Below are 24,675 nucleotides of genomic sequence, written 5' to 3'. Positions count from 1 at the left end.
GCGCAAACAACACAGGATCGACACACTCAGCGTCCGCGCCAGTCGAGGCAGACGACGAGGGCGTCGTCGTCCGGCACCGACTGACCGCGGTGTCCGGACAGCTCCCGCAGGATGGCGCGCGGCACCTCGGCCGCGGGGAGCAGGCGGGTGGCCTGGATCGCCCGGGTCAGCGCGATGTCGCCGTCGGCCTCGCCCTTGGGGCCGGCGACCGCGTGCACCCCGTCGCTGACGAAGACGAGCCGGTCGCCGGGCTCGACCCGGAAGTCCTGGGTCACGTAGTCGGTCTCCTCGAACATGCCCAACGGAAGCTGCGCCTCGAAGACGACCCGCTCCACGACACCGTCGCGCAGCCGCAGCAGCCGCGGGGAACCGGCATCCACCACGGTGGCGCGGCCCGTCGCGAGATCGAAGTCGAACATCAGCACCGACAGGTAGCAGCGGCCCTGGTAGTGGGCGTACACCGCCTGGTCGGCCAGGGCCGCCTGGTCGTCGATGGCGATCCCGGCACGCCGGGCGTTCCGCAGTGCGTTGATCGCCAGATTCGTCAGCAAGGACGCCTCTATACCCGCCCCCATCCCGTTGGTGACGTACAGCATGAGGTGATCGGCCGTGGTGGACCAGTCGAAGTTGTCCCCGAAGATCGCGTACGCCGGCTCCAGCTGCGCCCCCAGGTCGTACTCGGGGAGGGAGCAGGAGCGCCCGGGCAAGAGCTGCCACTGCATCTCGGCGGCGAGGGTGAGCCGGTCCTTGCGTCGCGCCTGCAGATAGACGTCGGTGTCCCGCTCGGCGACGACCACCTCGTGCCCGAGCACCTCGGCGATGTCCATCAACTCGCCCAGCAGGTCCCGTACCTGGCCGTCGTCCACGAGCGTCACGGACAGTACGCCGAGCCGGTCCCCGCGCACGCTGACCGGCAGGTGTACCCGCACGCGCCGGTCGGCACGGGCCTCGACGACCGCTTCCTGAGCGCTGAAAGCCCGGCCCGCGACGCTGTTGTGCACGGAGACCGGGTTCCTGACGTGCGGCAGCACCGAGACCGGCTGAAGCACCGTCAGGCCGTAGTCGGCCATGAACAGCTCCACCGACTCCGCGGCGTACTGATCGGCCAGCACCCGACGGACAGCGTCGAGCAAACCGTGGGGTGCCGCCGTGCGCAGCGCGCGCTCGGCGGTCACAAATCTGTTCACGATGGTAAAAACACCACTCTTCCGACGGAGACTCAACAGCCTGCTCACGTGAGGAGGTCATACGATTCAGCCGGGTCGAGCCGCCCGGGCCGGCCAAAGCTCTCCAGCTACTGCGGGCGCCTAGTAGGCTGGCGGCCGTCCCAGTGCCTGCGAGAGTGTGACAGTGGCTGCTTTCCGCCCCCGCCCGGAGCCCGTCGAGGTCGCCCGTGTGACCGCGACGGCTGGAGAGTTGCTGGAAGTCCTGTGGGGCCGGGCCTCCACCGCTCCGGCGTCGGCATCCCAGATGCGGGTGCTGCTGACCCTGGAGCACCAGGACGGTATCAACCTGCGCACACTCAGCGACGCCCTCGCCTCCACGCCTCCGTCCACCAGCAGGCTGTGCGACCGCCTGGTCGCCGCCGGCCTCGTCGAACGCGTGATAAGCGCGGTCAACCGGCGCGAAGTGCGCCTGCACCTCAGCTCCAAGGGCCGGGCCTTCCTGGTGGACCTGCGCGCGCGCAGGGAGAAGGAGCTGGAGGCGGTCCTGGCCCTCATGCCCGCGGGCAAGCGAACGGCGCTGCTGGAGGGCCTGGAGGCGTTCTGCCGCGCGGCGGCATCGCAGATGCACGACCCGGCCGAGCGGTCGGACGGCCGGACGGCCTGAGCGGACGGCCGGGCCGCCCGAACACCGGAGCGCCCCACCGGATCTCCCGACGCCGCAGAACGTCGGCGACCACCGCACGGAGCAACCTCCGCCCACCGGAACATTCCCCGCCCTTCCCCGTGCGGCTCGACACGGTCACTTTCTTGCCCCAAGACCATTATTGTCAAATGGCAACAGATGCTCACAGGGGCCCCTACCTGGGTTCGGATACCCCGAGTCCGTCCGCGCACGTCTCCCGGCGGCGACCCGGGCGGCCGCTCGGCGAGTGCCGGACGGATCCCCGCGGAAGAACGGCCGAATCGCCCAAGTGACGGCCGACCGCCGTGGGTCGAGAGTTGTCGCGCGACGCGGCACGCCGCCGACGCGGTGTACGGGGGCGGACGGCAACGGATCACGAGCGGGGAGCGGGGGGCGATCGCTCCTCGTCGGCGCACGCGTCCGGGTCGGCCCGGGGGTCGCGAGGCGCGAGCCCTCACCCGCTCTCGGAGGGGTACAGGACAGCGCCGATCCTGTTCGCAGGTTCGACCGAGTTGGGCGGGTAGCCGGGTGGCGTCCTCCACCCGGTGGATGAAAACCCCCGTCAGCTCGTCAATCGTTGAACGGCGTCGTCCACGCCATCGGCGCCTGTCCCGGCAGTCCAACGGCCGCCTCGGAGGGGGACCGCGCTGGTCCGAGCCGGATCGGGGCAGTGCCGGACTTTCTGCTCCTAGGATTGTGCGGGTGACAGCAAGAACCAGTGACATCGAGCAGGCGGCCGGTGTGCTGCGTGCCGGGGGGCTGGTCGCCCTCCCGACCGAGACCGTCTACGGCCTGGGCGCCAACGCCGAGGACCCCGCCGCCGTCGCCCGCATCTTCCAGGTCAAGGGACGGCCGCCCACCCACCCTCTGATCGTCCACATCGGCCACGCCGATCTGCTGGACGACTGGGTCCAGGACGTGCCTGCGGCGGCGCGTCTGCTGGCCGAGCACCTGTGGCCGGGGCCGCTCACCCTGGTGCTGCGGCGCGGTCGCCGGGTGCCTCTGGAGGCGACCGGTGGTCTTGACACGGTGGCCGTGCGCGTACCCGACCACCCGGTCGCACTGGCCCTGCTGGCGGCCTTCGGCGGTGGGGTCACGGCCCCGTCCGCCAACCGGTTCGGCTCGGTCAGCCCCACCACGACGGACCATGTCCGTGCCGAGCTCGGCAGCGCGGTCGACTTCGTGCTGGAAGGCGGCCCCTGCGCGGTCGGCGTCGAGTCGACCATCGTCGACGTCACGGGCGATACGCCGAGCATCCTCCGGCCGGGCGGGGTGACGCGCGAGGAACTCGAAGCGGTTGTGGGGTGCCCGTTCGAAGTCCCCTCGTCGAGCCGCGTGCGGGTGCCCGGCCAGCACCCGTCGCACTACGCGCCACGGGCGCGCGTCGTCCTCGTCGAGCCGGAGAAGGTGCTCGCCGAAGCGGAGCTGGCGCAGGAGGCGGGGCACCAGGTAGGCGTCTTCCTCCCGGCCTCGTCCGCCGGTGCCGTGGCCAAGGTGCACGCCGTGGTGCCCGTCCCCCGTTCGACGGCCGCGTACGCACGCGAGCTGTACGGGTTCCTGCGTGGGTTCGACGAGCAGGGGTGCGACCTGATCTTCGCGTCCTTGCCGGCGGAGGAGGGGCTGGGACTGGCGATCGCCAATCGGCTGCGCCGCGCCGCGGGGCCGCGATCCACCGTGTGACCGATACAGACTCCGTGTTTCAGCGAGCCGTTCCCGCTGCGGGCGGCCGGTTGCGGGAGTGTCGGGACGTCGTCGGGACGCAGGAGGGGCGGCGTGCCTCCCCCGCGTCCGCACGGCCGGCGGAGATCAGGTGGCGCTGGACACCGGCATGTCGAGTCCTCGGGAGGTGACGAGGTGCGCGCTGCCGTCCGCCAGGCGGTAGCGCAGGCCCACCACGGCGGCCCGGCCCGCAGCGACCTTCTCGGCGAGGACCCGGGACCGGTCGAGCAGCAGGTCGACGGTGTGCCCTATGTGCGTGGCGAGGATCTCCTCGGGTTCGACCTGTCCGGCGGCGTGCGCGGCCAGCACGCTCGGGGTCACCCGTTCGACGACGTCCCGGACGTATCCGGCCGGCGTCATGCCGTTCTGCAGCGCGGCGCACGCCGCGCCCACCGCCCCGCACGAGTCGTGGCCCAGAACCACGATCAGCGGGCAGCCCAGTACGTCCACGCCGAATTCGATGCTGCCCAGCACCTCGGGTCCCATGACGTGGCCCGCGGTGCGGACCACGAACAGGTCGCCCAGGCCGCGGTCGAAAATGATCTCGGCGGCCAGCCGGGAGTCGGAGCAGCCGAACAGCACGGCGAAGGGCTGCTGGGACGGTGCGGTCTCGGTGCGGCGGGCGACGTCCTGGTTGGGGTGCTCGGGGGTGTCGGCCACGAAGCGCCGGTTACCGGCCAGCAGCAGTTCGAAGGCTTCGCGTGGTGTCGGGCTCGGGGTATGGGTCTCGGTCATGCCCGCAGCCTAGATGTACGGCTCGCAGGTTGCCCGCACGGTCATTCGAAGCCCGGCCGAACTGTAGGGACCGAGAGCGGGAGCCGCTGTCGGTCAGGGGCCCTTTCAAGGGTTACGCCGGGCGTGGAGAAAAAGGCGTGCGCGCGTCGCCAGAATGCGGCGGCGGCCACTCCGCGTTCATCGGTGAGTCGGTGAGTCGGTGAGTCAGTGAGTCGGTGAGAACGTCGCCGCACCAGAGGTTGGGGCGACAGCCCGTCCGAGGATGCTTGGGCAGGGGCCCGGGCCCCCTCGGACAGGACTGTCGCGGTGGCGCCTGGTGCGTCACATGCCGGTGTTGACGCAGGCGTTGCCGAAGGCGGGGTTGAGCAAGCCGATCACGTCGACGGTGTTCCCGCAGACGTTGACCGGGATGTCGACCGGGACCTGAATCACGTTGCCCGACAGGACACCGGGCGAGCCGACCGCCGCCCCTTGCGCTCCGCTGTCGGCCGCCGCGGCCGCCGCGCCGCCGAGCAGCACCGAACCCGCGGCGGCCACCAGACCCGCTCCTCGCATCACTCGAGACCGCAGAGACATCATCATGTTCACGCGCCTTCCTCCCTGTCGCGGCGGCAGCCACCGCCGGCCCGCCGCGTGCCGCGACCAGGCACCGGTAATCCGCTGCCACCCTGCGCGCGGACTGGGTATGACGGGCCGGATCACCCGATCGCGCTACATCAGCGGCCATCGCGCAGCAGTCGAGCCCGGCTCGGCCGTCCGCAAGCTTGACCGGGGCCCCTGGTCCAGCGTGACGCGCTCGGTGGACTCCGGTCGGTCGTGCGGAGGCCGTGCGGAGGAGGCCGGCGGCCGTACATATCGCGAAATCGCGTGCGCAGCGTGGCCCCAGGGACCACAGCGCTCGGGTGCGCCCCGCCAGGCCGTCCCGGTCCGGAATTTTCACAAGGTCCCGTTCAGGGCCCCGCGCTCGGCGTCGGCCAGTACGTGGCGACGTATCACGACACCATGATCACCAGCGGTGATCATGTGAAGACGCTGTCCGGGCACCGCGTACGACGACCGCGTACTCGCCGACGCCCAGGAGGTGGTCTCCTGGGATGTCCCCGAGGGCCGTGTACAGCGTGTGGATGTGCCCCGTGGCGGTGTCGAAGGCGAGGTCCTTGACGGTGCCGTGCTCGGTGCCGTGTTCCGTCAGGACCCGCTTGCCGAGAATCTCGTGATGGGTGGGAAATTCGTGCGGGCCGACACCGGCGGAGGCGAGGGACCGTACGACGACGGCGTCCTGTCCCACTCCTTCGATCAGCTCCCACGCGATCGTCGTCGCGTGTTTCGGAGCTCCGGACAGACGCACGCAGACGACACTCCTCGTGCGCGGGTCGACGGTCAGGTCCTCCACGCGGCCCAATTCCTCGGCCTCCGCGGTCGTGATCACCGGCAGGCCACGGGTCTGACTCAACAGTCTCATGACGGGGCCTCTTCGTCGGTCGTGGGCGTGAAGTGGGTCGGCGGCGCGGTGTGCCGGCGGAATGCCTCGACCTGGGCGCCGAAGCTGGGCAAGTCGTCCGCGACGAAGTGGCGGGCCTGCGCCGGGATGACCATGGCCCGTCCGGAGACGGCGAGCGCCTCCCCGCGCGGGATGAACGCCCTGCGCTTCTCGTGGTCGGCACTCTCCTTCATGGCGATCTCGAAGCCGATCACGCGACCGCTGCTGCCGGCCTCGATCACGACGTCCAGGACCGTGCCCGTTTCGGTGCCCTCGTCCGTGAGGACCGGTGCGCCGATGACTTGCCCGTGCTCGGCCTGATGGGCCGCCAGAACCGCCTTCCGCTCCACCAGGACCGCCGTACCGGGAATCATCACGGCGGACGGTCCGATGGCGTGCACTCCGGAGAGCGGCAGGCTCACCTTGAGCGGACCGGCGAGCAGGCCGCGCCCGCTCAAGGTGAAGCCGGTGATCCGGCCTGCCCTGAAGTCGAAGACGGTGTCCTTGACCTGAGCGACCGCCTCGCCGCCCAGGGTCACGACCACCCTCTTGGTCAGTTCCGAGGCGAGCAGGGGGGTGATCACCGCTTCTCCTTCCCGCCCGGCCCGCGACCCGAACGCATGGCGATCACCGTTCCGCTACGGCGTTTGGCCTGGACCACCAGTGCCGCGGCGGCGAGCAACACCACCACCGCGATGAGGAAAACAATCCAGCCAGACCATTCCATCGCCGACCTCCTTCTGCCGTCTCCGCCCGGGTCGTCGCCCCATGTGGCGCTCCCCTGGCTTCCGGCTTCCCGCCCAGCGGGGTTGCACGCCTTCCACCGTGGCGAAGAGCCGGACACCGTCCGGGCGGGGTCAGCCGTCCTGGTGATCCCGCAGCACGAGCATGGCGCGGGCTTCGACCTCGACCTCGCTGCCGCCCTTGATCAGCGGCCGGTACTCGGTGTAGGGGATGGCCGTGTCCACCTCCACCGCCCACCACCGGCCCGTCTCCTCGGGGAGGGTGAAGGTGAGGGTCTGGCTATGGGCGTTGAAGAGCAGGAGGAAGGAGTCGTCCTCCACCCGCAGGCCGCGCAGGTCCGGTTCTGTGATGGCCTTCCCGTTGAGGTGGACCATCAGGGACCTGGCGAAGCCGGTGTCCCAGTCGGTGTCGTTCATCTCGCGCCCGGCGGGGGTGAACCAGGTGATGTCCTTGCCGTCGGCGCTACTGCCGTGAGCCACCCGGCCCTTGAAGAACCGTCGTCTGCGGAAGACCGGGTGATCGCGGCGCAGCGTGATCAGCCTGCGCGTGAAGTCGAGCAGTTCGCTGCCGTCGACGACGTTCGGCCAGTCGATCCAGGACAGTTCCCCGTCCTGGCAGTAGGCGTTGTTGTTGCCGTGCTGGGTGCGGCCGAGTTCGTCACCGTGCAGCAGCATGGGCACGCCCTGGGAGAGCAGCAGGGTGGCGAGGAGGTTGCGCTGCTGCCGGGCGCGCAGGGCGAGGACGTCGCGATCCCTGGTGGCGCCCTCCACCCCGCAGTTCCAGGAGCGGTTGTGGTTCTCGCCGTCCCGGTTTCCCTCGCCATTGGCATCGTTGTGCTTGCCGTTGTACGAGACCAGGTCGCGCAGGGTGAATCCGTCGTGCGCGGTGACGAAGTTGACCGACGCGTAGGGGCGGCGGCCGTCGCTCTGGTAGAGGTCGGAGGATCCGGTGAGGCGGGAGGCGAACTCCCCCAGGGTGCCGCCCTCGCCGCGCCAGAAGTCGCGTACGGTGTCGCGGTACTTGCCGTTCCACTCGGTCCACAGCGGGGGGAAGTTGCCGACCTGGTAGCCGCCGTCGCCGACGTCCCACGGCTCGGCGATGAGCTTGACCTGGGAGATGACCGGGTCCTGCTGGACGAGGTCGAAGAACGACGACAGCCGGTCGACCGCGTGGAACTGGCGTGCCAGGGTGGCGGCGAGGTCGAACCGGAAGCCGTCGACGTGCATCTCGGTCACCCAGTAGCGCAGCGAGTCCATGATCAGCTGCAGGGTGTGCGGGTGGTTCATCCGCAGGCTGTTGCCGGTGCCGGTGGTGTCCCAGTGGAAGCGCGGGTCCTGCTCGGACAGGCGGTAGTACGCCGCGTTGTCCAGACCCCTGAACGACAGCACCGGGCCGAGGTGGTTCCCCTCCGCGGTGTGGTTGTAGACGACGTCGAGGATCACCTCGATACCTGCCTCGTGCAGGGCCTTGACCATCGAGCGGAACTCCTGCACCTGCTCGCCCCGCTGCCCCGAGGAACAGTAGGCGTTGTGCGGCGCGAAGAACCCGATGGTGTTGTACCCCCAGTAGTTCGACAGTCCCTTCTGCACCAGGGCGTGGTCCTGCACGAACTGGTGGACCGGCATCAGTTCCACCGCGGTGACACCGAGTTTGACGAAGTATTCGACCATGGCCGGGTGCGCGAGCGCGGCATAGGTGCCGCGAACGGCCTCCGGGATCGCGGGGTGGGTCCGCGTCATGCCCTTGACGTGGGCCTCGTAGATGACCGTCTCGTGGTACGGGGTCCGCGGCGGATGGTCGCTGCCCCAGTCGAAGTAGGGGTTCACCACCACCGACTTCGCGGTGTAGGGCGCGGAGTCCAGGTCGTTCCGTTGCTCGACGTCCCCGAAACGGTAGGGGAAGAGGGCCTCGTCCCAATGGATCTCACCCTCGATCGCCTTGGCGTAGGGGTCGAGCAGCAGCTTGTTCGGGTTGCAGCGCTCACCCCGCTCCGGACGACAAGGACCGTGCACCCGGAACCCGTAGCGCCGTCCGGGCCCGACGTCCGGCAGGTAGATGTGGTGGACGAAGCCGTCCACCTCCCGTAGTGGGACGCGCTCTTCCGATCCATCTTCGTCGAAGAGACACAGCTCCACGAGCTGCGCGACTTCGGAGAACACGGCGAAGTTCGTCCCGGCGCCGTCGAAGGTGGCGCCCAGCGGCGACATCCGGCCCGGCCGCGGGCCCATCTTCGTGCTCTCTTGCCAGATACGCATGACCACGTCCCTCCCCGGCATGGGTGGGGGAAGCCCCTGCCCGTCGTTCACTTGTGCCCGGGCCGCGCGCGGGCATGCCCCCGGTGCCCGCTCAGCCGCCTCGGCCCGGTCGGCGGCGAACATTGCTGGCGGTGGAGTCGGACAGGAAGCCGGCTTCGGCCTCCATGCCGGGCCGACAGATTGGGACCGTGTTCCTCGAACCAGTCGGCGGAGGATTCGGAGGCCCAAGGCACCGAATGCGCGCTGGTCCGTCAGCCCTTGGCGGCATTGCCGTAGGGGGCCGGCGCCGGATCGCTCGGCCGTCTTCCTCCGGGTCCCCTCCCGAATCGCCGACGTTCCGGCGTCAGCCCCGGACCCGCTGCGCGCGGGGCCTTTCGGGGTCCGCCGTGTCAGCGCGCACGGCGGATGCGGATGGGGCCACGGGCCGTGGCCGGCTCGACAGGACGGCCGGACTGCGTGATCTCCACCGTGCCGGCAGCGACCAGGCGTCGTGCGGCGCGGCGGACCGGTTCCATGAGCGCGCGCCAGCCGTCGTCGTCCCCTTCGTACGCCGCACGCGCGGCGTCGGAGGGGCAGATCGTGGCGGTCGGACCGCGGCGATCCAGCAGTTCCAGGATCGCTCGCTCCAAGCGCCGGTCAGCTTCCCGATCGCTGTGCGCCATCCCACCAGTCTCCCACCGGCCCGGCCGGGACGGGCGTCGAAAGCCTGACAGCGCACCGGTCTCTTTCCGGTGGAGGGGTCAGTCGGCGGTGAGGACGAGGGCCGCCTGGTCGTCGTGTATGCCGTCCGGGCCGGTGAAGGCGTGGACGGCGCGGGTGAGTGCGTCGATGGTCTGCTGTGCGGTGAGCGGGGACGAGGCGTTGCTGAGGGCGTGGACGAGGCGCTCCTCGCCGAATTGTTCCCGGTCGTGGTTACGGGCTTCGGTGATGCCGTCGGTGTACAGCAGGAGGCTTTCGGCCGGTTCGAGGTGCAGGTGGCAGGTGGTGAGGTGGGCGTCGTCGCTGATGCCGATGAGGCCGCCGGGGCAGTCGAGGGGGTGCGCTGTGCCGTGCTGGTCGAGATGGAGGGGCAGGGTGTGGCCGGCTCGGACGAGGGTGAGGTCGAGGCCACCGGTCCGGGCGGGGGTGAAGTGGCCGTAGACGAGGGTGACGAAACCGGTGCCGTGGCTGTGGGGCCGTTGCAGGAGGGCTTTGTTGACGGCTCGGACGACTGCTTCGGGGCCGGGCAGGAGCGGGGCGACGGCGCGGGCGGTGTGGCGGACCAGGGCGGTGGTGGTGGCGGCTGTGGCGCCGCGGCCGCAGACGTCGCCGAGCATGAACGCCCAGCTGCCGTCGTCGAGGGGGAAGAGGTCGTAGAAGTCGCCGCCGATGTCCAGTCCCTCGCCGGCGGGGTGGTAGTAGGCGGCGGCCTGGGCACCGGGCAGGGCCGGGATCTCGGGCAGGAGGAGTCCTGCTTGCAGATCGCGCGTCAGCGCGACGCGCTGGGTGTACTGCCGGGCGTTGAGCGCGGCTGAGGCGGCGCGCCGGGTGAGTTCCTCGGCGAGGGCGATGGTGTGGCCGTCGAAGGTGTGCTCTCCGGTGGACAGCAGGGTCAGGGTGCCGAAGGCGTGGCCCCGGTCCAGGAGCGGGGCGCACAGGTAGCCGGTGACGCCCAGCTCGTGCCAGGGACCGGGACCGGTGGGGGTACGGCGGGCGACCTCGCTCAGGCCGGAGGCCAGGACGCGGGCGACGGCGTCGTCGTCGGTGTCGTAGACGGGGATGTGGGAGGCGAGCAGGTCCTGCTGGGCCTGGGTGGGGGCGGCGGTGGCGATGCGGCGCACCCTGCCTTGGTCGACGATGTCGACCGCGGCCAGCGGGGCCAGCACCGGGATGCAGGAGGTGGCCAGGCGCCGCAGGGTCTGTCCCTGGTCCAGTCCGGAGGTGAGGACGGTGCTGGCGTTGAGGAGGAAGGCCAGGTCGGCACGTGCCGCCTGCTCCTTCCTCTCGGCGGCCCGGCGGGCCTCGTCGGCGTGGTGACGTTCGATGGCCAGGGCGGCGGTGTCGGCGAATACACGGGCCAGTGCGAGGTCGGACTCCTGGGGCGCCCGCGGGGTGCGGTGGTACATGGCAAAGGTGCCCAGCAGGGAACCGTCCCTGGCCAGGATGGGCGTGGACCAGCAGGCCGCCAGCCGCGCGGCCTGGGCGAGGTGCAGGAAGTCGTCCCAGAACGGGTCGGTGGTGATGTCGGAGACGATGACCGGCCGGCGCCGGTGGGCGGCGGTGCCGCAGGAGCCGACACCCTCGCCGGTGGCGATACCGTCGATGGCCTGATTGTAGAAATCGGGCAGGCTCGGGGCCGCGCCGTGCCGCAGATGCTTGCCGTCGGCGTCGGCGAGCAGCACGGAGACCAGGACGCCTTCCGGTGCCAGGTCCTCGATCGCGTGAGCCATGCCCTCCAGCACCTCGGCCAGGGGCGCCTGGCGAGCGATCTGCTCCAGCAGCACGCGGTGCTCGGCCGTGAGCCGCTGGGCATGCTTGACCTGGGTGGTCTCCACCCCGATGACCCGTACGCCGGTGACGTTGCCGCCCGTGTCCGTCCGCGGCTCGTACGTGAAGTCGAAGAACGCCTCCCGTGCCGCGGAGCCGGTCCCGATCATCACCCGGGCGTCGCGCCCGACGTGCCGTTCGCCGGTGCGGTAGACCTGATCCAGCAAGGTGATGAAGCCCTGCTCGGCCAGCTCCGGCATCAACTGCCCCAGCGGCACTCCCACGCGGACCCGCTCCGCGCCGCCGATCGCGGCGAAGAACGCCTCGTTGGCGACCTCCACCATGTGGGCCGGGCCGGACAGGGACGCGAACACCGCCGTGGACCGGCCGAACAGGGCCCGGAGGTCGTGGTCCCCCTCTGGGCCGCCTGGACGGTTCACGGCCTCGACGGGCTGCTGCTCCGGAACGGGGGTCATCGCTGCCTCTTGCCGGCCGCAGGCACGGAGGACGCTCCGTGGTCGCCGGGCACGGTGGCCGACGCGTCGGCCACCGTGCCGTACAGGCCTATGACCTGGTCCAGACCGGTCAGCGTGAACACCCGGGTCACCGAACCGGGCACTCCCGCCAGCCTCAGCACACCGCCGCGCGCCGCCAGCCGCTGGTGCATCCCGATCAGGACATTGATGCCGGAGGAGTCACAGAACTCCAGGGCCGAACAGTCGAGGATCATCAAGGCAGGCGGCTGTGGCCCGGCGAGCACCGCATCCGCCGCCTCCCGCAACTGCGCGGCACTGGCGTAATCCAGCTCACCGCGCAGAGCGAGCACGCACTCACATCCGCCTGGCCCCGCATCCACCGAGAACACCGTCGACCCTCCTCCGCCTTCTGCGCCTCCACCGATTATCAGACAGCCGGTAGCGCCGGGTCCGGCCGGGCTCCGGAGGCCAAGGGGCGCCACCAGCTTTCGCCTGGCGCGCAGCTCGCGCCGGGACCGCGGAGGGGCACGCCGCACTTCAGGTGTGAGCTGCTCAACGCAGTCGCTGCCCCCGGGGGTTGGCTCAGTGTCCTGCGCGAATGTGAGTATGGCGCCATGCATACGGCGCCCGAGAGAAAAGTGCACGTCATACCTCATGAAGAAGTCTTCATGATCGTGGTTCGTGGTGAGACCGATCACGAGGACAGCAACGAGTTCGAGGCCGTCTGGGACGCGGCCGACCGGGCGGCGCTGCCGGTCACGGCGATCGACCTGTCCCAGGTGACCTTCGCCGACAGCATGCTCCTCTACGCCCTTCTCGACGCTCGCCGCCGCCACGCGGCCGCCGGCCGTGATCTCGTCCTGCTGGGCCCGCTCGCCCCGGCGGTCACCCGGCTCCTCACCCTCAGCGGCGCGCTCGCACACTTCCGGGTCGCGGGCGCCGGACCCTCGCCCACCAGCTGACGACGCGCTCTCATGACGAAGCCAACCGTGGGTAGACGCAACAGCGCGAACGGTCAAGACGCGAAGACAGACTCCGGGATCGCTTTCATGGTCACCCCGCTCAGCCAGCAGACGACACGCGAACAAGGACTCCCTTTGCCCCTGCGATACAGCATGGCGTGGGACGCGACGCACACGTCGATCACCGATGCCAGACACGCCGTACGCGTCTTGCTCGACGAGGCGGGCCACCGTCCCGACGAGCGGCCGAGCCAGGACGCCCAGCTCGTCGTGAGCGAGCTGGTCACGAACGCGATCCGGCACGCTCCCGGCCCCGGAGCCCTGACGCTGGAACTGACGCCCGATGCCACCCTGCTGCGGATCACCGTCCGCGACAGCTCCCCCCGCCTGCCCGTGATGCCCGCTCCGGATCCAGGCCGGCCCGGCGGTCACGGCCTTCGTCTTGTCACGCTGCTGTGCGACCGGCTCCATCACACCGCCTTGACGACCGGCAAGCAGATCGTGGCCCACCTCCGGCTGCGCTGACCCGCTCCATCGACCTGCGTCGACCGCACAGTGGGAGTCGGCATCGAGCCACACGGTGGGAGTCGGCGAGCACGGCCGAGGAGGGTCAGCCGGTGGTGAGCATGCCCTCGCGCAGGCGGGCCAGGCAGCGGGAGAGCAGCCGGGAGACGTGCATCTGGGAGACGCCCAGGCGCTCGCCGATCTCCGCCTGGGTGAGTTCCTCGACGAACCGCAGGTGGATGATCCGCCGGTCCCGCTCCTCCAGCCCGGCGATCAGCGGCGCCAGGGCGTGGAAGTCCTCCACCAGCTCCAGCGCGGTGTCCTCGGCGCCGATGAAGTCCCGCAGCACGGACTCGCCGTCCTCGCTGCCGTTGAGGGTGGCGTCCAGGGAGGAGGAGTTGTAGCCGTTCGAGGCCAGCCGGGCCTCGCGCACCTCGTCCTCGGGCAGGCTCATCAGCTCCGACAGCTCCTTGACCGTCGGCTCGCGGTCCAGGCGTCCGCGCAGCTCCTCCGTCGCCCGGGCGAGCTGGACCCGGGCCTCCTGGAGCCGCCGGGGCACATGCACGGCCCAGGTGGTGTCCCGGAAGAACCGCTTGATCTCACCGACGATGTAGGGGATCGCGAAGGAGGTGAACTCCGCCTCGCGGGACAGCTCGAACCGGTCGATCGCCTTGATCAGGCCGATCATGCCGACCTGGACGATGTCCTCCATCTCCTCCGGTCCCCGGCTGCGGAACCGGCCGGCCGCGTAGCGGACCAGCGACATGTTCATCTCGATCAGCGTGTTGCGGGCGTAGCTGTGCTCGGCCGTGCCCTCCTCCAGCGTCGCCAGCTGTTCGAAGAAGAGCCGGGAGAGATCGCGGGCGTCCTTGGGCGCCACCTTGGAGGGCTCGACCACATCGGGCAGGCCGGTGACCCGCGTGCCGGTTGCCATCGTGGTCATGAGCGGCATGTCCCCTCCCGAGGTGGCGTCGGCATCGCAGCCGACCGTCAGATCAACTTTCGGAGCTCCGATTACCCCGCCATTTTGCCTTCATGCATGTGTTCCTGCGGATCCGGGGGTCGGGCAGGGCCCGGGGCCAAGCCGCTGCCATCCGTGTTTCCACGCCCGAGCGAGGCCGGCTTCTCACGGCGACCGCGCGGCAAAGGGAAACCCGCGGTGTCCGCGTTCGCTGGTCCGGCCGTGCCCGCTTCTTCCCGGGACGGCCAGGCCCTGGCCCTCGACGCTGGAGCTACTCCGGCAGCGGGACTCGCGGGAGCGCGCGCACGCCGTCATCTGAGCCGCTCAGAAGCTGTCCGGGGGCGGCCGAAATTCCGGAGGCAGGCGGGCGATGTCAAAGGCGGCAGGGTCGAGGTCCGCGGCCAAGAGCAACAGCCGCAGCGGCTGCTGGCGCAGGCCCGTCACGGTCGTCCGGCGGTTCGGGCCGTCGACCTGAGTGGGGGCGAAAAGGAAGTGGAGACCGGTGACGTCCATGAAAGGCGCGTCGTTCAGGTCCCACAGCAGGTCGGCCACGTCTGCCGGTAGCGCGTCGGCGGCCGCGCGCAGCGCGGGCAGAGTGTCGAAATCGACGTCTCCGCGCCACGATATGCGAGCCGACGTGCCGTCGAGGGTTGTGGTGGCGTACATACTGGGCGCGCCCCCTTCCGGGGGTTGATGAGCCCAAAGACGAGCGCCCCCGTAGCGAAAAGGGGGTCCACGACGATGGCAGGGGCCCGGTGCCCGGGATGGGGGCAACGCCCGGCTCCCCGAAAGACCAGCGCTTGGAGCGGGCCGGTCGGTCTCGTTTGTCCTCCCACCGTCGCACACCTTCCCGGCACAGAGAAAGCGTCAAGGAGAAGGAGGCCCGGCATCTGCGTGTCGTTTCCGCCACTCGAACTTCGTACGCGCAAGGTACGCGATTCGTACGCTCACCGGAGCAAACGGGCGCAATCCCTCTCCTCCGCAGCCTTGGGCGGGCAGGATTCACCGCGGCCACCAGCGCATTCTCGGAAGTGGCGCCCTCGGTTGCCTCACCATCGCTGAGCAGGGCAGTGCCGGTAGTGGTGCGCGATGGGGCCCGGCCGAGCAAACGGCCGGGCCCCACAGGGCGGATGTGTGATGTGCGGTCAGGTCACCATCGGTACCAGCGGCCGCGGCCGCCGCCGGCGTTCGTGGAGCGCACGAGGAACCCGAGCAGCCACACCACGAGGACGACCAGAGCCACCCACCAGAGAATCTGGACGGCGAACCCGGCGCCGAAAAGGATGAGCGCGAGAAGCAGTACGAGCAAAAGGGGAACCATGGTTATCAACCTCCTGACCCGCCGTATGCCCTCCATCGCCGAGGGCACTCCTCGTGCGGCCGGGGAGAAGACGAAGGACGCCTTCGAGCACTGATGGCTCCCTCATCCCTTGGTCCCCAGAATTCTTCGGCCATGACGGGACCGACCGTCTGCCCCGTCCCGACCCTCATCACAACTGCACCCATATGGGATGAATAGGGCGTACGGGGACTGGATACTCCGACAGGCAACCCCGAGAACGGAGAGCGCCCCATGGTGATCAAGAAGATGCACGACCTGGGCATCCGCAGCGAGCACGCTTACATCGCCGGGCTGGCTTCGGTCGGTCTGAGCTTCGTCTCCTGGTTCGCGAGCCTGCAGGCCGAGAAGGCCGGTGTCGAGCGCGCCGACCGATGGGGGATCTTCGTCGGCGAATGGGCACCGACGTTCATCGGTCTCGGCCTCGCACTCTCCCACTACGAACAGCAGGAAGGCACCCTCAACGGCTCCCTGCACTCGGTGAGAGAGACCGGCTGACAGCGTTCCGCCTCCAGCGTCGGCCCCGCGGAACGGGTGTCTCCGGGGCCCCCGAACCGGTCACGCGGCCACGGGAGGCGACTTCGTGAGGCTACTCCACCGTCCATCCGATGTGGCCGATGCCGGTGGAGTAGACGGCGCAGTGCCCCGCCGACTCCTCGGTACGGCCCGGCTGCGCCGTCACGGAGTTGCCTTGGACGTCCGGCGCCCAGCCGCAGACGATGTCGGCGTGGAAGGTGATCGGGCCGCTGGTGTTGTTGGTGCAATCCACCCCGCCGGTCAACGGGTCATTGTTGTGAATCCAGGTGGCGCAGTCCAGGCCGGAGCGGATGTCCGCAGGGGCCGGGGCGGCCGACGCGGGCAGTACCGTGCTCAGCCCGAACAGAGCGGCGGCGACGGCCACGGAGGTGATGGCGCGATTCCTCAATTCTGCTCCCAGCAAGTCGACCTGATGATCCCTCTCACGGTCCTGCCCGGGAAAAGCTGAGCATATCGATCCATTCGAGTGAAACGAATCGAGACACGAACGCCACCGTATTCAACAGGGGGGAGCAGCGTCGCGCTCGCCGAGGCCGGCCGTACCGGAGGAAGCTGCATTGCGCGGCCCAGAGCGGGTACCGCGCGTCCATCGGGACTGTGCGCACAACAGGAGGAGCTGTCGGTGGTGTCAAGGGGGCTGATCGGCGGGCTGATCGGCGGGGTCGTGGCGCGGCAAGGGCGTGTGTGCGCGTCACGGGGGGAGCAGGAGTGAGCGCCGATGCGGGGCTGCCCGGCGCGCTGGCACATCTGCAACCGTTGCTGGACCGGGGCGGCTACGCGGCGCTGGCGTTGCTGGTGGGCCTGGACAATGCGCTGATTCCCGTTCCCGGGCAGACGATGATCATCGTGGCCGCCGTGTACGCGGGCACCGGCCGGATGAACGTCGTCGCCGTCTCGCTGGTCGCCTGGGTGGCCGCCACCGCCGCGGCAGAGGCCGCATACCTGCTCGGCCGCCGCCGGGGCAGCACGCTGATCGACCGTTACGGGCGCTACGTCGGCCTCACCCCGCAGCGCTACGCGCGTGCCGAGACGTTTTACCGGCGTCGCGGCATACCGATCGTCCTGGTCTCCCGCTTCGTGGACGTACTGCGTCAGACCAACGGCCTGCTCGCCGGTGCCAACCGCCTTCCGCATCCGCGGTTCTCCGCCGCCAACGCGCTCGGTGCCGCCTTCTGGACGGTCGTATGGACAGCGCTCGGCTACGGTGCCGGAACCGACATCGGCCCCCTCTACCACCAGGCCATGCGATACCAGCTCCTGCTGCTGCCCGCCCTCGCCCTCCTCCTGGCGGCCTTCGTCGCCCGCGCCTGGCTCAAGCGCCGCCACCAGCAGGCACAGGACCACCCCTCGGTACCCCGATGAGACGATCCCCGTGATCAGCACCACGGTGACCACGGTGAGGACCGTCGCGGCGGAAGAACTCGGCGACGGCACTGCCCAGGACGCACCTCAGAACGCGTACCGGATCCGCAGCCAAGGCGCATGAGCCGCGATCAGCTCGCGCAGGTCGTTCAGAGCTTGTGCCTTGACGTGGTTGCGGTAGCGGACGTTCAGCGCGCCGTTCTCTGAGCGCTTGGCCTGCTGGAGGTGCGGCTGCCAGAGCAGGCTCTCGCCCCTGGGGTGCCAGCCGAGGTTGACCTCGTGCAGGTCCTGGTTGTGGGTGAGCATGATCACCTCGGCCGCCGCCTGGCGTTTGACCCGCTCCGGCAGCACGTCGTCGAGGTGCCTCAGCAGGTCGGCCCACGCGACGCGCCATCCGGGGCGCAGCACGACGGGAGAGAGGTTGAAGTGCACCTCGTAGCCCGCGTCCAGGAAGTCCGCGGCGGCGGCGATGCGCCCGTCGACCGACGAGGTGCGCAGGTCCAGGAGCCGCGAGTCGTCCGCCGGCATGAGGGAGAACCGGATGCGTGTACGGCCGCCCGGGTCGTAACCCAAAAGGTCGGGATTGACGAACTTCGTGGCGAAGGATGCCTTGGCCGTGGGCCACCGCCTGAAGGCGTGCACCAGGTCGGCCGTGTTGTCGCAGATCAGGGCGTCCACCGCGCAGTCGCCGTTCTCCCCGATGTCGTACACCCACGCCGTGTCGTCGCACTGGTTGGGTTCGGGTTTCCTGCCCTGTCGCGCGATGTGGCGGCCCAGGTGGGCGATGATCCGGTCCGTGTTGGTGAAGACGGTGATGGGGTTGGCGTACCCCTTGCGGCGCGGCACGTAGCAGTAGGAGCAGGCCAGTGCGCAACCGTTGGACGGACCCGGGGCGATCCAGTCGGCGGACCGGCCGTTGGGGCGGGTGGTCAGGTTCTTCTTCACCCCGAGGACCAGCGTCTCGCCCTTGACGCGGACCCAGCGCTCCACATTGCCGTCGTTGCCGTGGAGGCCGGGGATGCCCCAATGCGAGGCCACCTCGATCACCTGGGCGTGCGGGAACCGGTCGAGCACCTGCCGGCCGCGCGGTGACGCGGCGGCGGCGGGCTCGGCATAGATCTGCCGTACCGGCAGCAGACGGCGGGCCGTGTCGCTGGTCCGGAACGCGTCGTCGGCTGCTCGCGCGGCGGGCGGGGTGTCCGGCGCACCGAGGGCTTCCAGGCCGAACAGCGCGTCGCGGCCGTCGTCCGGTGTGGCGGACGGTCGGGTCATGGAGGGCTCCGGAGGCGGCGGGCGTTGCGCGGCGGCTCGCCGCGGGGCGGTGGCGACAAGCCGACATCCAAGCGTACGTCGTCGCGGTGGTGCGGCGGTGCGGCGGCAAGCGCCATGAGTCGGCGGCACGGCGTACGTGTGGTCCGTTCCGACCGCGTCGCGAAGTCGGCCGGCGAGGCGCCTGCGAGCTGCCGTCCCACCACATGCGACATGGTGACGCCATCGCGGCACGGGCGGGGCGGCCGCGGCGCGCTGCGCGCCGACGCTCGTGACACGGGACCCGGTGGCGGCCTCGGCTCCGTCCTGGTGCGGCCCGGCGGCGTGACCGGTCGGAGGCGGGCCACTACTCCAGCTCGGCCGGTGTCATGTCCACCAGCTCATGAAAGGCCTGACCGGCCTCTTTGCGCTCGTCGCCGTCCAGGCCGGTTCACTTCTTCTTCAGCGAGGACGGCTTGTGCACCGCTGTCCTGCCGGACTTCTCGCTTCGCACCTCGTACTGCGGGTCGCCCGGCGAGGCGTCCACCGTGCGGCCGGCGGCCTGTGTGCGTCCGGTGATCTCCTTCTCCACGTCACCCTCGGCCTGGCTCCCGTGGCTGCGCCAGGTGACGTGATCGCCCTTCTTCAGTTCGCTGCCCGCGTCACGTTTCTTCGCCATGCCGGCTCTCCTTCGCACCTGTGTCCGCGCACTCCCCCGCTTTCCAGCGTGGAGGCCCTCGGCCGATCCCGCGACGCGTCCGCTCGGCGGCGCGGGGCGTTTCCCATCCCCAGCGCCGCTGTCCCCCGCAGTGCCGCTGTCCCCCGCCGTCTGGGAGAGCAATCCGGCGGGCGTGCCGGACGAGGTGTCCGACCCGGCCAAGAACGGCATCCTCGACGAGCCGCTCACAGTTCTGGGACGCGTACGAATTACCCATGTCAGGCACCGTGCGCGACGTCGGCGGCGGTCAGGCGACTCGGCCCAGCCGCGGGCCGCCCCGGTCGCGCAGTCGTCTGAAGAAGGCCAGGACGCCCGCGGAGCCGCCGGCCCAGGTGGCGCTCGACCGGGCGAGACCGGTGTCCGGGAACACGGGCCGGGACCAGGTGCCGCCGCTGCGGATCAGGATGAGCAGGGCGATGGTCTCGGCCGCGTCCCAGAACTCCTCGGACCCGGACGCCTCCGCGACATCCACCATCAGCTCGCCCGCCCCGGCCAGCCCGCAGCACTGCGTGACCAGCGGCATCCGGGGTGCCAGTGCGGCGCAGGCGCGCGCGGTCCGCCGGGCCAGGTCGAGGTATCCGGGTTCGTCGAGGCGTTCGGCGGCACGGACGAGTACGGTCCCGATGCCGGCCAGGCCCCGGCACCACGAGCCGTAGCGGCGTGTCGCTCCTGGCCCGGTGGCCGCCGCGATGATGTCCGGTGTCACGGCGGCCAGGTGGGCGCCGGCCTGCTCGGAGCGGCTGATCGCGTCCGGGTCCCCGGACACGCCGCCGTATTCGAGGAGGAAGCAGGCGACGCCCGCCTCACCGTGGGCGATGCCCTCGCGGAGCGCGGCGCTGCCGGTCGTGTCCGGGCCGGCCGGGGTCAGCCGGGCGGTGCCCGATGCCAGCATCCGGTCGCAGTCGGCGGCGACGGCGAGGTGCCGGTGTGCGGCGTGCCGGTGACCGGCCCGGAGGGCGTGGCGGGCCAGCAGCAGTCGGCCGAGGCCGATCCCGGCGGCGCCCGCGATCAGGTCCGCCTCCGGTGGGCCGCCGTCCGGTGCGCGGTCCGGCAGGGCGGGGTGCCCGGACCACGTGTCCTCGTACGGTCCGGCTCCTGCTGCCGACTGCGCCTGGGTGAGGAAGAGTTCGACGCCCGTGCGGCCCGTGTAGAAGCCGGGTGGGAGGTTCCTGGACTGTTCCGCCGTCCACCGGGCCAGCGCGGTCACGGTCGGACGCACGCGGGGCCGGTGCACGTGGTGGAGGAGTTCCAGTCCCAGCCCCGAGCTGCCGCCGTAGACGTCGATCGAGGTGGGGACGTTCAGCCGGGCGGCCCGTACCGGGTCCACGATCGCGCTCGCTTCACCGACGCAGAACGCGGTCGTGTGCTCGATGATCTCGTCCAGCAGGTCGTCGTCGATCCGGGGCCGCGCGGGTCGGCGCGTGGTCCCGGCCGTGCCGGTGCGCAGTCGGTCGGCGGTGGCGGTCCGTACGGCCGGGTCGAAGCTCAGGAGGCCGGATATCGACGACCGGATCTCCCGATGGGCGCGCCCGGGCAGTGCCCATGCCAGGCAGGCCAGCGTCCGGTCCCGGTTGACCGCGTGGTCACGGTCGACGATCACCGGGTCCATGCCGGTGGCGGCGAAGAAGAGGGTCGCGCCGAGGGCGTAGTGGTCGTCGGCGGGGGCGGCCGGGCCGCTCGCGGGCAGAACCGGCTCGGTGTATCCGGGGGTCGCTCCTCCCGGGCCGGCGCCGTCCCGCTCGCTGATCCCGAAGTCGATCATGTGGCAGTGGCCGGGGCCGGAGGCGTCGAGTACGACGTTGTCGGGCTTGAGGTCGCGCACGACCACGTTTCGGGCGTGGATGGCGTCCAGGACGCGAAGGAGCCTGGCGGCAAGGGTGGACAGGGTGCGCTCCGGCCGGGTGCCGTCGTCGCGGTACGGGCCGTCGCGCAGGACCTCCCGGCGCAGGTCACGGTCGCCGCAGGTGCTCATCACCAGGTACTCGTCCGACTGGTGGGCGAAGTAGTCCAGTGCGCGGGGCACGCCCGCGACGCCGTCGAGGGCGGTGAGGACCGTGTGTTCGTTGCGCAGCCGGTGGCGGGCGTCCGTGCCGGATTCGTCCTCGCCGACGTAGGCCCTCGCCTGTTTGACCACCACCGGCTGCCGGCAGGTGCGGTCGACCGCGCGGTAGACGTTGCCCTGGGGTGCGCGCGCGATGCCGGCGGTGACCGTGTAGCGTCCGCCGCCGAAGTGGGGTGCGGACGGGTTGTCGCCGGGTCCGGAATCGCTCGCGAAGGGGTCCTCGGCCCAGGGCGGGCACCGGTAGCGGCCGACGGCCAGGCCGTCGAACATCCGGCCGTCCGGGCCGGTCATGACGGATTCGAGCCGCCCGCTCCGGCCGGTCCGGTAGTCGCCGGTGAAGGGGCCGTAGCGGTAGTAGACCGGTGCCGTCGGATCGACCCGCCGGTCGCTGACGACCCGCGGTCCTTCCCGGCCGCGCAGTACGGCGGCGAGTTCCCGGGCGACGTCGACCACCGTGTCGGCCGGGCAGTAGACGGTGATGGCCTTGCCGACGCTTCCGGCGCTCACCATCCCGGAGTTGAGGCGGCGCAGGGTCTCCGGGTCGCGGGCGAACTTGGCGTGGCAGACGTGCCGGGACAGGACCGGCAGAACGAGTCCGGTCACGGTGTCGAGGTCGCCGGGACGCGCCGAGACGTGCAGTTTCCAGCCGTGTTCCATCGCCGGCATCCGCGGGTCGTTGAGGTACGACCACGTCTCGTCGGACCAGCCGCTGCGGCCGGCGATGGAGACGGGCACCGCTACGCGTTCAGGTCACAGGAGAAGCGGGTGGTGGCGGTCACCCAGGGGTCGGCGAGACACGCCGTGGGCTCGCGGTCGCCACGGTCGTCGTCCTCGAACGCGATCGCCTCGTCGTCGATCTCCAGCGGACCCGCGTCGCGGAATCCGTCGGCTTGAAGAAGATCCGGCACGGCTACGGGCATGTGACGCCTCCAGGGTGTGTCGTGCGCTGAAGAGCAGGAAACGGCCGACGCGGGCGGGTGGACCCGCCGGGCCGAGGATTCGCTGCACAAAGGTAAGGAGGGGTGCGCTCACTGACAAGGGGTCACGTCATGCAGTGGGGACGGGTGTTCTGCCGCCATCGGGACGGACTCCGGGATGCGGAAGGGGAACGACGGCCTCCCTCTTCGCGCAGCGGCGCGCGCCCGGGCCGTGGTCCCGGCACGCGTGTCACTGCACGGACCGGGGAGCCGCCGGCCCGCTCCGTCGTCGTGGGAGCGGGGACGACATGGCCGCCGGTCCTACACCGCCTCCGCCCGGTGCCGGGCCGGACAGGTCGCGTTCGGTCAGGAGGCCCGAGCGCGGAACGCGTGCGTCCGCCGGGCGCGGCGCTCATTGCGGAATCTCCGGTCGGTCGCGGTGCGGGCCCCGGGGACGTGTCCGGCGTTCTCCGTCCCGGGCCATGCCGACGATCCGGTGCCGGGCGCGGTGATCGTCCCTCCCTCGGGCGCGGTGATCGCCTACCCCGGCCACGGTGATCGTCTCCCCCGGGTTCGGCGCCCCCGGCAGTGGGTCCGCTCCGGTCACCTGGTCGGCCGCGGCGACCATCCCCGGCCGGACCGCGCCGGACGTGCCGGACGTGCCGGACGTGCCGGACGTGCCGGGCCGCGTCAGACCTCGCCGGACCACCGTCCGGCCGTAGTTCACCGAGCCGCTGCGCCGTACGGCCTCCCGCCCCGGAAGGTGCCCTTCAGGTACGCCGTCCGCCGACGGCGGGCGTCCGCCCCCATGCGGCCAGTGCGCGGAGGAGCGCGTTGCGCCCTCGGTCCGGCACCGTCCATAGCGTCTGTCCCCGCACGCCCCACTGTTCCAGCAGGGCGTTGGCCGCGAGGAAGCCGCTCGTGGCCGCCCGTTCCATGAGGGCCACGGGCAGCCCGGTGCGGACCAGGTCGCCGGCCAGGACCACGCGTGGGTGCGGGGTGCGGACGGTGGGCCGGTCGCGGTAGCCGCCCACCGGGAACATGGGGCAGTCCTCGTGCCACTCGTGACGGGCGTCGAGGACGGTCGCCGTGCTGGTCTCCGGGTAGACGCGGTGCAGTTGGCCGAGGAGGCGCTTCTGTTCGACGTCCCGGGCGGCTCCCGGCGGCACGGCGTAGGCGTGCAGTTCGACGACGGACCCCCCGGTGCGCCCGCTCCAGCGGGCCGCCTCGTCCTCGTAGCGTTCCAGCACGCTGATGTTGTCGAGGGTGCCGAAGCCGCTGGTGCCGAGGAAGGCGGGCCGGTCGGGTGCGACGGGCCGGTCCAGCCACAGCCGGCTGACCAGGAAGGGCGGGGCGGTGCGCAGCCGTTCGACCCGCTCGCGCCAGGAGGCGTCGCCCAGCCGCGGGCACTGCTCGACCAGCGAGCGCAGTCCCGCGCTGTCCAGGGCGAGGACGACCCCGTCGTAGCGCCGCTCGTCCCGTTCGCAGGCGACCACGAGACCGCCGTCCGCGACGGGCGCGATGTGCTGGACCGACGTGCCGGTGCGGATCTCGGCGCGGTGCCGGGTCAGGTAGTCGGCGAGCGGGTCCCACAGGGCGGCCGGGAAGGAGTCCCGGGGCACGTCGAACAGCAGCCCTTCGGCGGAACCCAGGAAATAGATGTGGAACATGAGCGCCATCTCGGCCGCCGACAGGTCCCGCGGGTCGGCGAAGAAACTGCGGGAGAACACCTCGAAGGCCAGGTGACGGGCGCTGTCCGGGAAGCGCACGGCGTCCAGGAAGGCATGGGCGCTGGTGCCGTCCAGCCGGTCGTACACCTCGGGCACACGCACGTCGAGCAGGGGCAGGGCCGCGAACGGGTTCATGGCGCGCAGGTCCGTCGGCCGGAAGGAGGGGCTGAGCGCCACGAAGCCCATGGCGCTGAGGGGCGGGGTGCGCGGGATGTGCCGGAAGCTGTCGCGCAGTCCGTCGGCGTGCAGCAGCGGGTAGTCCGCAAGGGCGGTGAGCCGCTCCAGTGCGGGATCCGTCCGGCGCAGCAACCCGCGCAGGTTGTAGTACTGGCGGAAGAAGGCGTGGAACCCGCGGCTCATGGTCGCCGGGGAGCCGTCGCGCAGCCGGGTCGGCCATCCGCCGACCCGCCCGCCGAGGTAGGGGCGCCGCTCGTACACGGTGACGGCCACCCCGCGCTCGGCGAGCGCGGTGGCGGCGGCCAGGCCGGCGATGCCCCCGCCGACCACCGCCACCGACGGCCGGTCTTCCCCGGCCCGGGGGGCGCCGGGCGGGGCCGGCAGCATCCGGGCCCGCCGGTCGCGGCCCCGGCGTGCGGCGCCCTGGCGAGGGGC

26 protein-coding genes are annotated in these 24,675 nt (G+C 71.1%); 7 read left to right on the top strand and 19 right to left on the bottom strand.

What is annotated here, in order from left to right:
• Nucleotides 1-26: 26 nt before the first annotated feature.
• Nucleotides 27-1,187 (bottom strand): PP2C family protein-serine/threonine phosphatase, encoded by a 1,161-nt coding sequence (locus tag QHG49_RS33755; protein WP_301492605.1) that lies wholly within the window; start codon nucleotides 1,185-1,187, stop codon nucleotides 27-29.
• Between the two features lie 157 nt (nucleotides 1,188-1,344).
• Between QHG49_RS33755 and QHG49_RS33750 the strand changes: the two genes are divergently transcribed.
• Both QHG49_RS33750 and QHG49_RS33745 read left to right on the top strand, forming a co-directional pair.
• Nucleotides 1,345-1,830 carry a MarR family winged helix-turn-helix transcriptional regulator gene (locus tag QHG49_RS33750; RefSeq protein ID WP_186337975.1) on the top strand — a complete coding sequence of 162 codons (486 nt, stop codon included), beginning with the start codon at nucleotides 1,345-1,347 and terminating at the stop codon, nucleotides 1,828-1,830.
• Nucleotides 1,831-2,550: 720 nt separating this feature from the next.
• Nucleotides 2,551-3,528, top strand: coding sequence for an L-threonylcarbamoyladenylate synthase (locus QHG49_RS33745; RefSeq protein WP_301492604.1), 978 nt, complete (start codon nucleotides 2,551-2,553; stop codon nucleotides 3,526-3,528).
• A 126-nt stretch (nucleotides 3,529-3,654) separates the two neighbouring features.
• Here QHG49_RS33745 and QHG49_RS33740 read toward each other — a convergent pair whose 3' ends face one another.
• From QHG49_RS33740 to QHG49_RS34250, 9 genes are all read right to left on the bottom strand, one after another.
• A complete protein-coding gene (locus QHG49_RS33740) occupies nucleotides 3,655-4,302 on the bottom strand; it encodes a carbonic anhydrase (RefSeq protein WP_301492603.1) in 648 nt (215 codons plus the stop codon).
• A gap of 321 nt (nucleotides 4,303-4,623) precedes the next feature.
• The gene (locus QHG49_RS33730; protein ID WP_370530597.1) at nucleotides 4,624-4,857 is read right to left on the bottom strand and encodes a chaplin; all 234 of its coding nucleotides are present in this window, start codon (nucleotides 4,855-4,857) and stop codon (nucleotides 4,624-4,626) included.
• Between the two features lie 451 nt (nucleotides 4,858-5,308).
• Complete coding sequence (locus QHG49_RS33725) at nucleotides 5,309-5,764, bottom strand: PRC-barrel domain-containing protein (RefSeq protein WP_159707688.1); 456 nt, start codon at nucleotides 5,762-5,764, stop codon at nucleotides 5,309-5,311.
• Nucleotides 5,761-6,363, bottom strand: coding sequence for a PRC-barrel domain-containing protein (locus QHG49_RS33720; protein WP_167532453.1), 603 nt, complete (start codon nucleotides 6,361-6,363; stop codon nucleotides 5,761-5,763). The genes QHG49_RS33725 and QHG49_RS33720 overlap by 4 nt, the downstream gene beginning before the upstream one ends.
• Nucleotides 6,363-6,509 carry a hypothetical protein gene (locus tag QHG49_RS33715; RefSeq protein WP_167532448.1) on the bottom strand — a complete coding sequence of 49 codons (147 nt, stop codon included), beginning with the start codon at nucleotides 6,507-6,509 and terminating at the stop codon, nucleotides 6,363-6,365. The genes QHG49_RS33720 and QHG49_RS33715 overlap by 1 nt, the downstream gene beginning before the upstream one ends.
• 130 nt (nucleotides 6,510-6,639) lie before the next feature.
• Nucleotides 6,640-8,781: a glycogen debranching protein GlgX gene (gene glgX, locus QHG49_RS33710; RefSeq protein ID WP_145491841.1), complete on the bottom strand. Its 2,142-nt coding sequence runs from the start codon at nucleotides 8,779-8,781 to the stop codon at nucleotides 6,640-6,642.
• Nucleotides 8,782-9,170: 389 nt separating this feature from the next.
• Nucleotides 9,171-9,443 carry a DUF3253 domain-containing protein gene (locus QHG49_RS33705; protein ID WP_145491837.1) on the bottom strand — a complete coding sequence of 91 codons (273 nt, stop codon included), beginning with the start codon at nucleotides 9,441-9,443 and terminating at the stop codon, nucleotides 9,171-9,173.
• Between the two features lie 78 nt (nucleotides 9,444-9,521).
• The gene (locus tag QHG49_RS33700) at nucleotides 9,522-11,723 is read right to left on the bottom strand and encodes a SpoIIE family protein phosphatase (RefSeq protein WP_301492601.1); all 2,202 of its coding nucleotides are present in this window, start codon (nucleotides 11,721-11,723) and stop codon (nucleotides 9,522-9,524) included.
• Nucleotides 11,720-12,073, bottom strand: a complete 354-nt coding sequence (locus QHG49_RS34250) for an STAS domain-containing protein (RefSeq protein WP_370530553.1) — start codon at nucleotides 12,071-12,073, stop codon at nucleotides 11,720-11,722. Before QHG49_RS34250 ends, QHG49_RS33700 begins: the two co-directional genes overlap by 4 nt.
• Before the next feature lie 264 nt (nucleotides 12,074-12,337).
• Here QHG49_RS34250 and QHG49_RS33690 point away from each other — a divergent pair, with 264 nt between their 5' ends.
• The gene (locus QHG49_RS33690; protein WP_145491828.1) at nucleotides 12,338-12,685 is read left to right on the top strand and encodes an STAS domain-containing protein; all 348 of its coding nucleotides are present in this window, start codon (nucleotides 12,338-12,340) and stop codon (nucleotides 12,683-12,685) included.
• A gap of 135 nt (nucleotides 12,686-12,820) precedes the next feature.
• Nucleotides 12,821-13,210, top strand: a complete 390-nt coding sequence (locus QHG49_RS33685; protein ID WP_313958884.1) for an ATP-binding protein — start codon at nucleotides 12,821-12,823, stop codon at nucleotides 13,208-13,210.
• A gap of 85 nt (nucleotides 13,211-13,295) precedes the next feature.
• Here QHG49_RS33685 and QHG49_RS33680 read toward each other — a convergent pair whose 3' ends face one another.
• From QHG49_RS33680 to QHG49_RS33670, 3 genes are all read right to left on the bottom strand, one after another.
• Complete coding sequence (locus QHG49_RS33680; RefSeq protein WP_370530552.1) at nucleotides 13,296-14,141, bottom strand: RNA polymerase sigma factor SigF; 846 nt, start codon at nucleotides 14,139-14,141, stop codon at nucleotides 13,296-13,298.
• Between the two features lie 333 nt (nucleotides 14,142-14,474).
• Nucleotides 14,475-14,816, bottom strand: coding sequence for a hypothetical protein (locus QHG49_RS33675; RefSeq protein WP_301492600.1), 342 nt, complete (start codon nucleotides 14,814-14,816; stop codon nucleotides 14,475-14,477).
• A 484-nt stretch (nucleotides 14,817-15,300) separates the two neighbouring features.
• On the bottom strand, nucleotides 15,301-15,471 hold the full coding sequence (locus QHG49_RS33670; protein ID WP_145487627.1) for a hydrophobic protein: 171 nt from the start codon (nucleotides 15,469-15,471) through the stop codon (nucleotides 15,301-15,303).
• 252 nt (nucleotides 15,472-15,723) lie between these two features.
• Here QHG49_RS33670 and QHG49_RS33665 point away from each other — a divergent pair, with 252 nt between their 5' ends.
• Nucleotides 15,724-15,987: a hypothetical protein gene (locus QHG49_RS33665; RefSeq protein ID WP_093682045.1), complete on the top strand. Its 264-nt coding sequence runs from the start codon at nucleotides 15,724-15,726 to the stop codon at nucleotides 15,985-15,987.
• Nucleotides 15,988-16,078: 91 nt separating this feature from the next.
• Here the strand turns inward: QHG49_RS33665 and QHG49_RS33660 are convergent, their stop codons facing one another.
• Complete coding sequence (locus tag QHG49_RS33660) at nucleotides 16,079-16,414, bottom strand: hypothetical protein (RefSeq protein WP_301492597.1); 336 nt, start codon at nucleotides 16,412-16,414, stop codon at nucleotides 16,079-16,081.
• 320 nt (nucleotides 16,415-16,734) lie between these two features.
• Between QHG49_RS33660 and QHG49_RS33655 the strand changes: the two genes are divergently transcribed.
• Nucleotides 16,735-17,388, top strand: a complete 654-nt coding sequence (locus tag QHG49_RS33655; RefSeq protein WP_301492595.1) for a DedA family protein — start codon at nucleotides 16,735-16,737, stop codon at nucleotides 17,386-17,388.
• A gap of 87 nt (nucleotides 17,389-17,475) precedes the next feature.
• Here QHG49_RS33655 and QHG49_RS33650 read toward each other — a convergent pair whose 3' ends face one another.
• From QHG49_RS33650 to QHG49_RS33635, 4 genes are all read right to left on the bottom strand, one after another.
• A complete protein-coding gene (locus tag QHG49_RS33650) occupies nucleotides 17,476-18,660 on the bottom strand; it encodes a spore photoproduct lyase family protein (RefSeq protein WP_301492593.1) in 1,185 nt (394 codons plus the stop codon).
• 427 nt (nucleotides 18,661-19,087) lie between these two features.
• Nucleotides 19,088-19,315, bottom strand: coding sequence for a DUF2945 domain-containing protein (locus QHG49_RS33645; RefSeq protein WP_301492591.1), 228 nt, complete (start codon nucleotides 19,313-19,315; stop codon nucleotides 19,088-19,090).
• A gap of 286 nt (nucleotides 19,316-19,601) precedes the next feature.
• A complete protein-coding gene (lanL, locus tag QHG49_RS33640; protein ID WP_301492589.1) occupies nucleotides 19,602-22,151 on the bottom strand; it encodes a class IV lanthionine synthetase LanL in 2,550 nt (849 codons plus the stop codon).
• Nucleotides 22,152-22,153: 2 nt separating this feature from the next.
• Nucleotides 22,154-22,336, bottom strand: coding sequence for an SflA family class IV lanthipeptide (locus QHG49_RS33635; protein ID WP_145487634.1), 183 nt, complete (start codon nucleotides 22,334-22,336; stop codon nucleotides 22,154-22,156).
• A 551-nt stretch (nucleotides 22,337-22,887) separates the two neighbouring features.
• Here QHG49_RS33635 and QHG49_RS33630 point away from each other — a divergent pair.
• A complete protein-coding gene (locus QHG49_RS33630; RefSeq protein ID WP_301492587.1) occupies nucleotides 22,888-23,055 on the top strand; it encodes a hypothetical protein in 168 nt (55 codons plus the stop codon).
• Nucleotides 23,056-23,103: 48 nt separating this feature from the next.
• On the opposite strand, the gene QHG49_RS33625 is transcribed toward QHG49_RS33630, so the two are convergent.
• On the bottom strand, nucleotides 23,104-24,627 hold the full coding sequence (locus tag QHG49_RS33625) for an FAD-dependent oxidoreductase (protein WP_301493006.1): 1,524 nt from the start codon (nucleotides 24,625-24,627) through the stop codon (nucleotides 23,104-23,106).
• Nucleotides 24,628-24,675 lie beyond the last annotated feature (48 nt).

The organism is Streptomyces sp. WP-1 (assembly GCF_030450125.1).
GTDB classification, from domain to species: domain Bacteria; phylum Actinomycetota; class Actinomycetes; order Streptomycetales; family Streptomycetaceae; genus Streptomyces; species Streptomyces incarnatus.
The sequence above is the reverse complement of the archived record's forward strand: the minus strand, read 5'-3'. Positions and strand labels throughout refer to the sequence as shown.

Excerpts from the sequence above, each read along its gene's own strand:
- QHG49_RS33730 (WP_370530597.1), bottom strand. The coding sequence starts at position 4,857 with ATGCGAGGAGCGGGTCTGGTGGCCGCCGCGGGTTCGGTGCTGCTCGGC.
- QHG49_RS33680 (WP_370530552.1), bottom strand. The coding sequence starts at position 14,141 with ATGCCGCTCATGACCACGATGGCAACCGGCACGCGGGTCACCGGCCTG.
- QHG49_RS33645 (WP_301492591.1), bottom strand. The coding sequence starts at position 19,315 with ATGGCGAAGAAACGTGACGCGGGCAGCGAACTGAAGAAGGGCGATCAC.
- glgX (WP_145491841.1), bottom strand. The coding sequence starts at position 8,781 with ATGCGTATCTGGCAAGAGAGCACGAAGATGGGCCCGCGGCCGGGCCGG.
- QHG49_RS33650 (WP_301492593.1), bottom strand. The coding sequence starts at position 18,660 with ATGACCCGACCGTCCGCCACACCGGACGACGGCCGCGACGCGCTGTTC.
- QHG49_RS33675 (WP_301492600.1), bottom strand. The coding sequence starts at position 14,816 with ATGTACGCCACCACAACCCTCGACGGCACGTCGGCTCGCATATCGTGG.
- QHG49_RS33740 (WP_301492603.1), bottom strand. The coding sequence starts at position 4,302 with ATGACCGAGACCCATACCCCGAGCCCGACACCACGCGAAGCCTTCGAA.
- QHG49_RS33665 (WP_093682045.1), top strand. The coding sequence starts at position 15,724 with ATGGTGATCAAGAAGATGCACGACCTGGGCATCCGCAGCGAGCACGCT.
- QHG49_RS33715 (WP_167532448.1), bottom strand. The coding sequence starts at position 6,509 with ATGGAATGGTCTGGCTGGATTGTTTTCCTCATCGCGGTGGTGGTGTTG.
- QHG49_RS33670 (WP_145487627.1), bottom strand. The coding sequence starts at position 15,471 with ATGGTTCCCCTTTTGCTCGTACTGCTTCTCGCGCTCATCCTTTTCGGC.
- QHG49_RS33690 (WP_145491828.1), top strand. The coding sequence starts at position 12,338 with ATGCATACGGCGCCCGAGAGAAAAGTGCACGTCATACCTCATGAAGAA.
- QHG49_RS33725 (WP_159707688.1), bottom strand. The coding sequence starts at position 5,764 with ATGAGACTGTTGAGTCAGACCCGTGGCCTGCCGGTGATCACGACCGCG.
- QHG49_RS33625 (WP_301493006.1), bottom strand. The coding sequence starts at position 24,627 with ATGCTGCCGGCCCCGCCCGGCGCCCCCCGGGCCGGGGAAGACCGGCCG.
- QHG49_RS33635 (WP_145487634.1), bottom strand. The coding sequence starts at position 22,336 with ATGCCCGTAGCCGTGCCGGATCTTCTTCAAGCCGACGGATTCCGCGAC.
- QHG49_RS33700 (WP_301492601.1), bottom strand. The coding sequence starts at position 11,723 with ATGACCCCCGTTCCGGAGCAGCAGCCCGTCGAGGCCGTGAACCGTCCA.
- QHG49_RS33705 (WP_145491837.1), bottom strand. The coding sequence starts at position 9,443 with ATGGCGCACAGCGATCGGGAAGCTGACCGGCGCTTGGAGCGAGCGATC.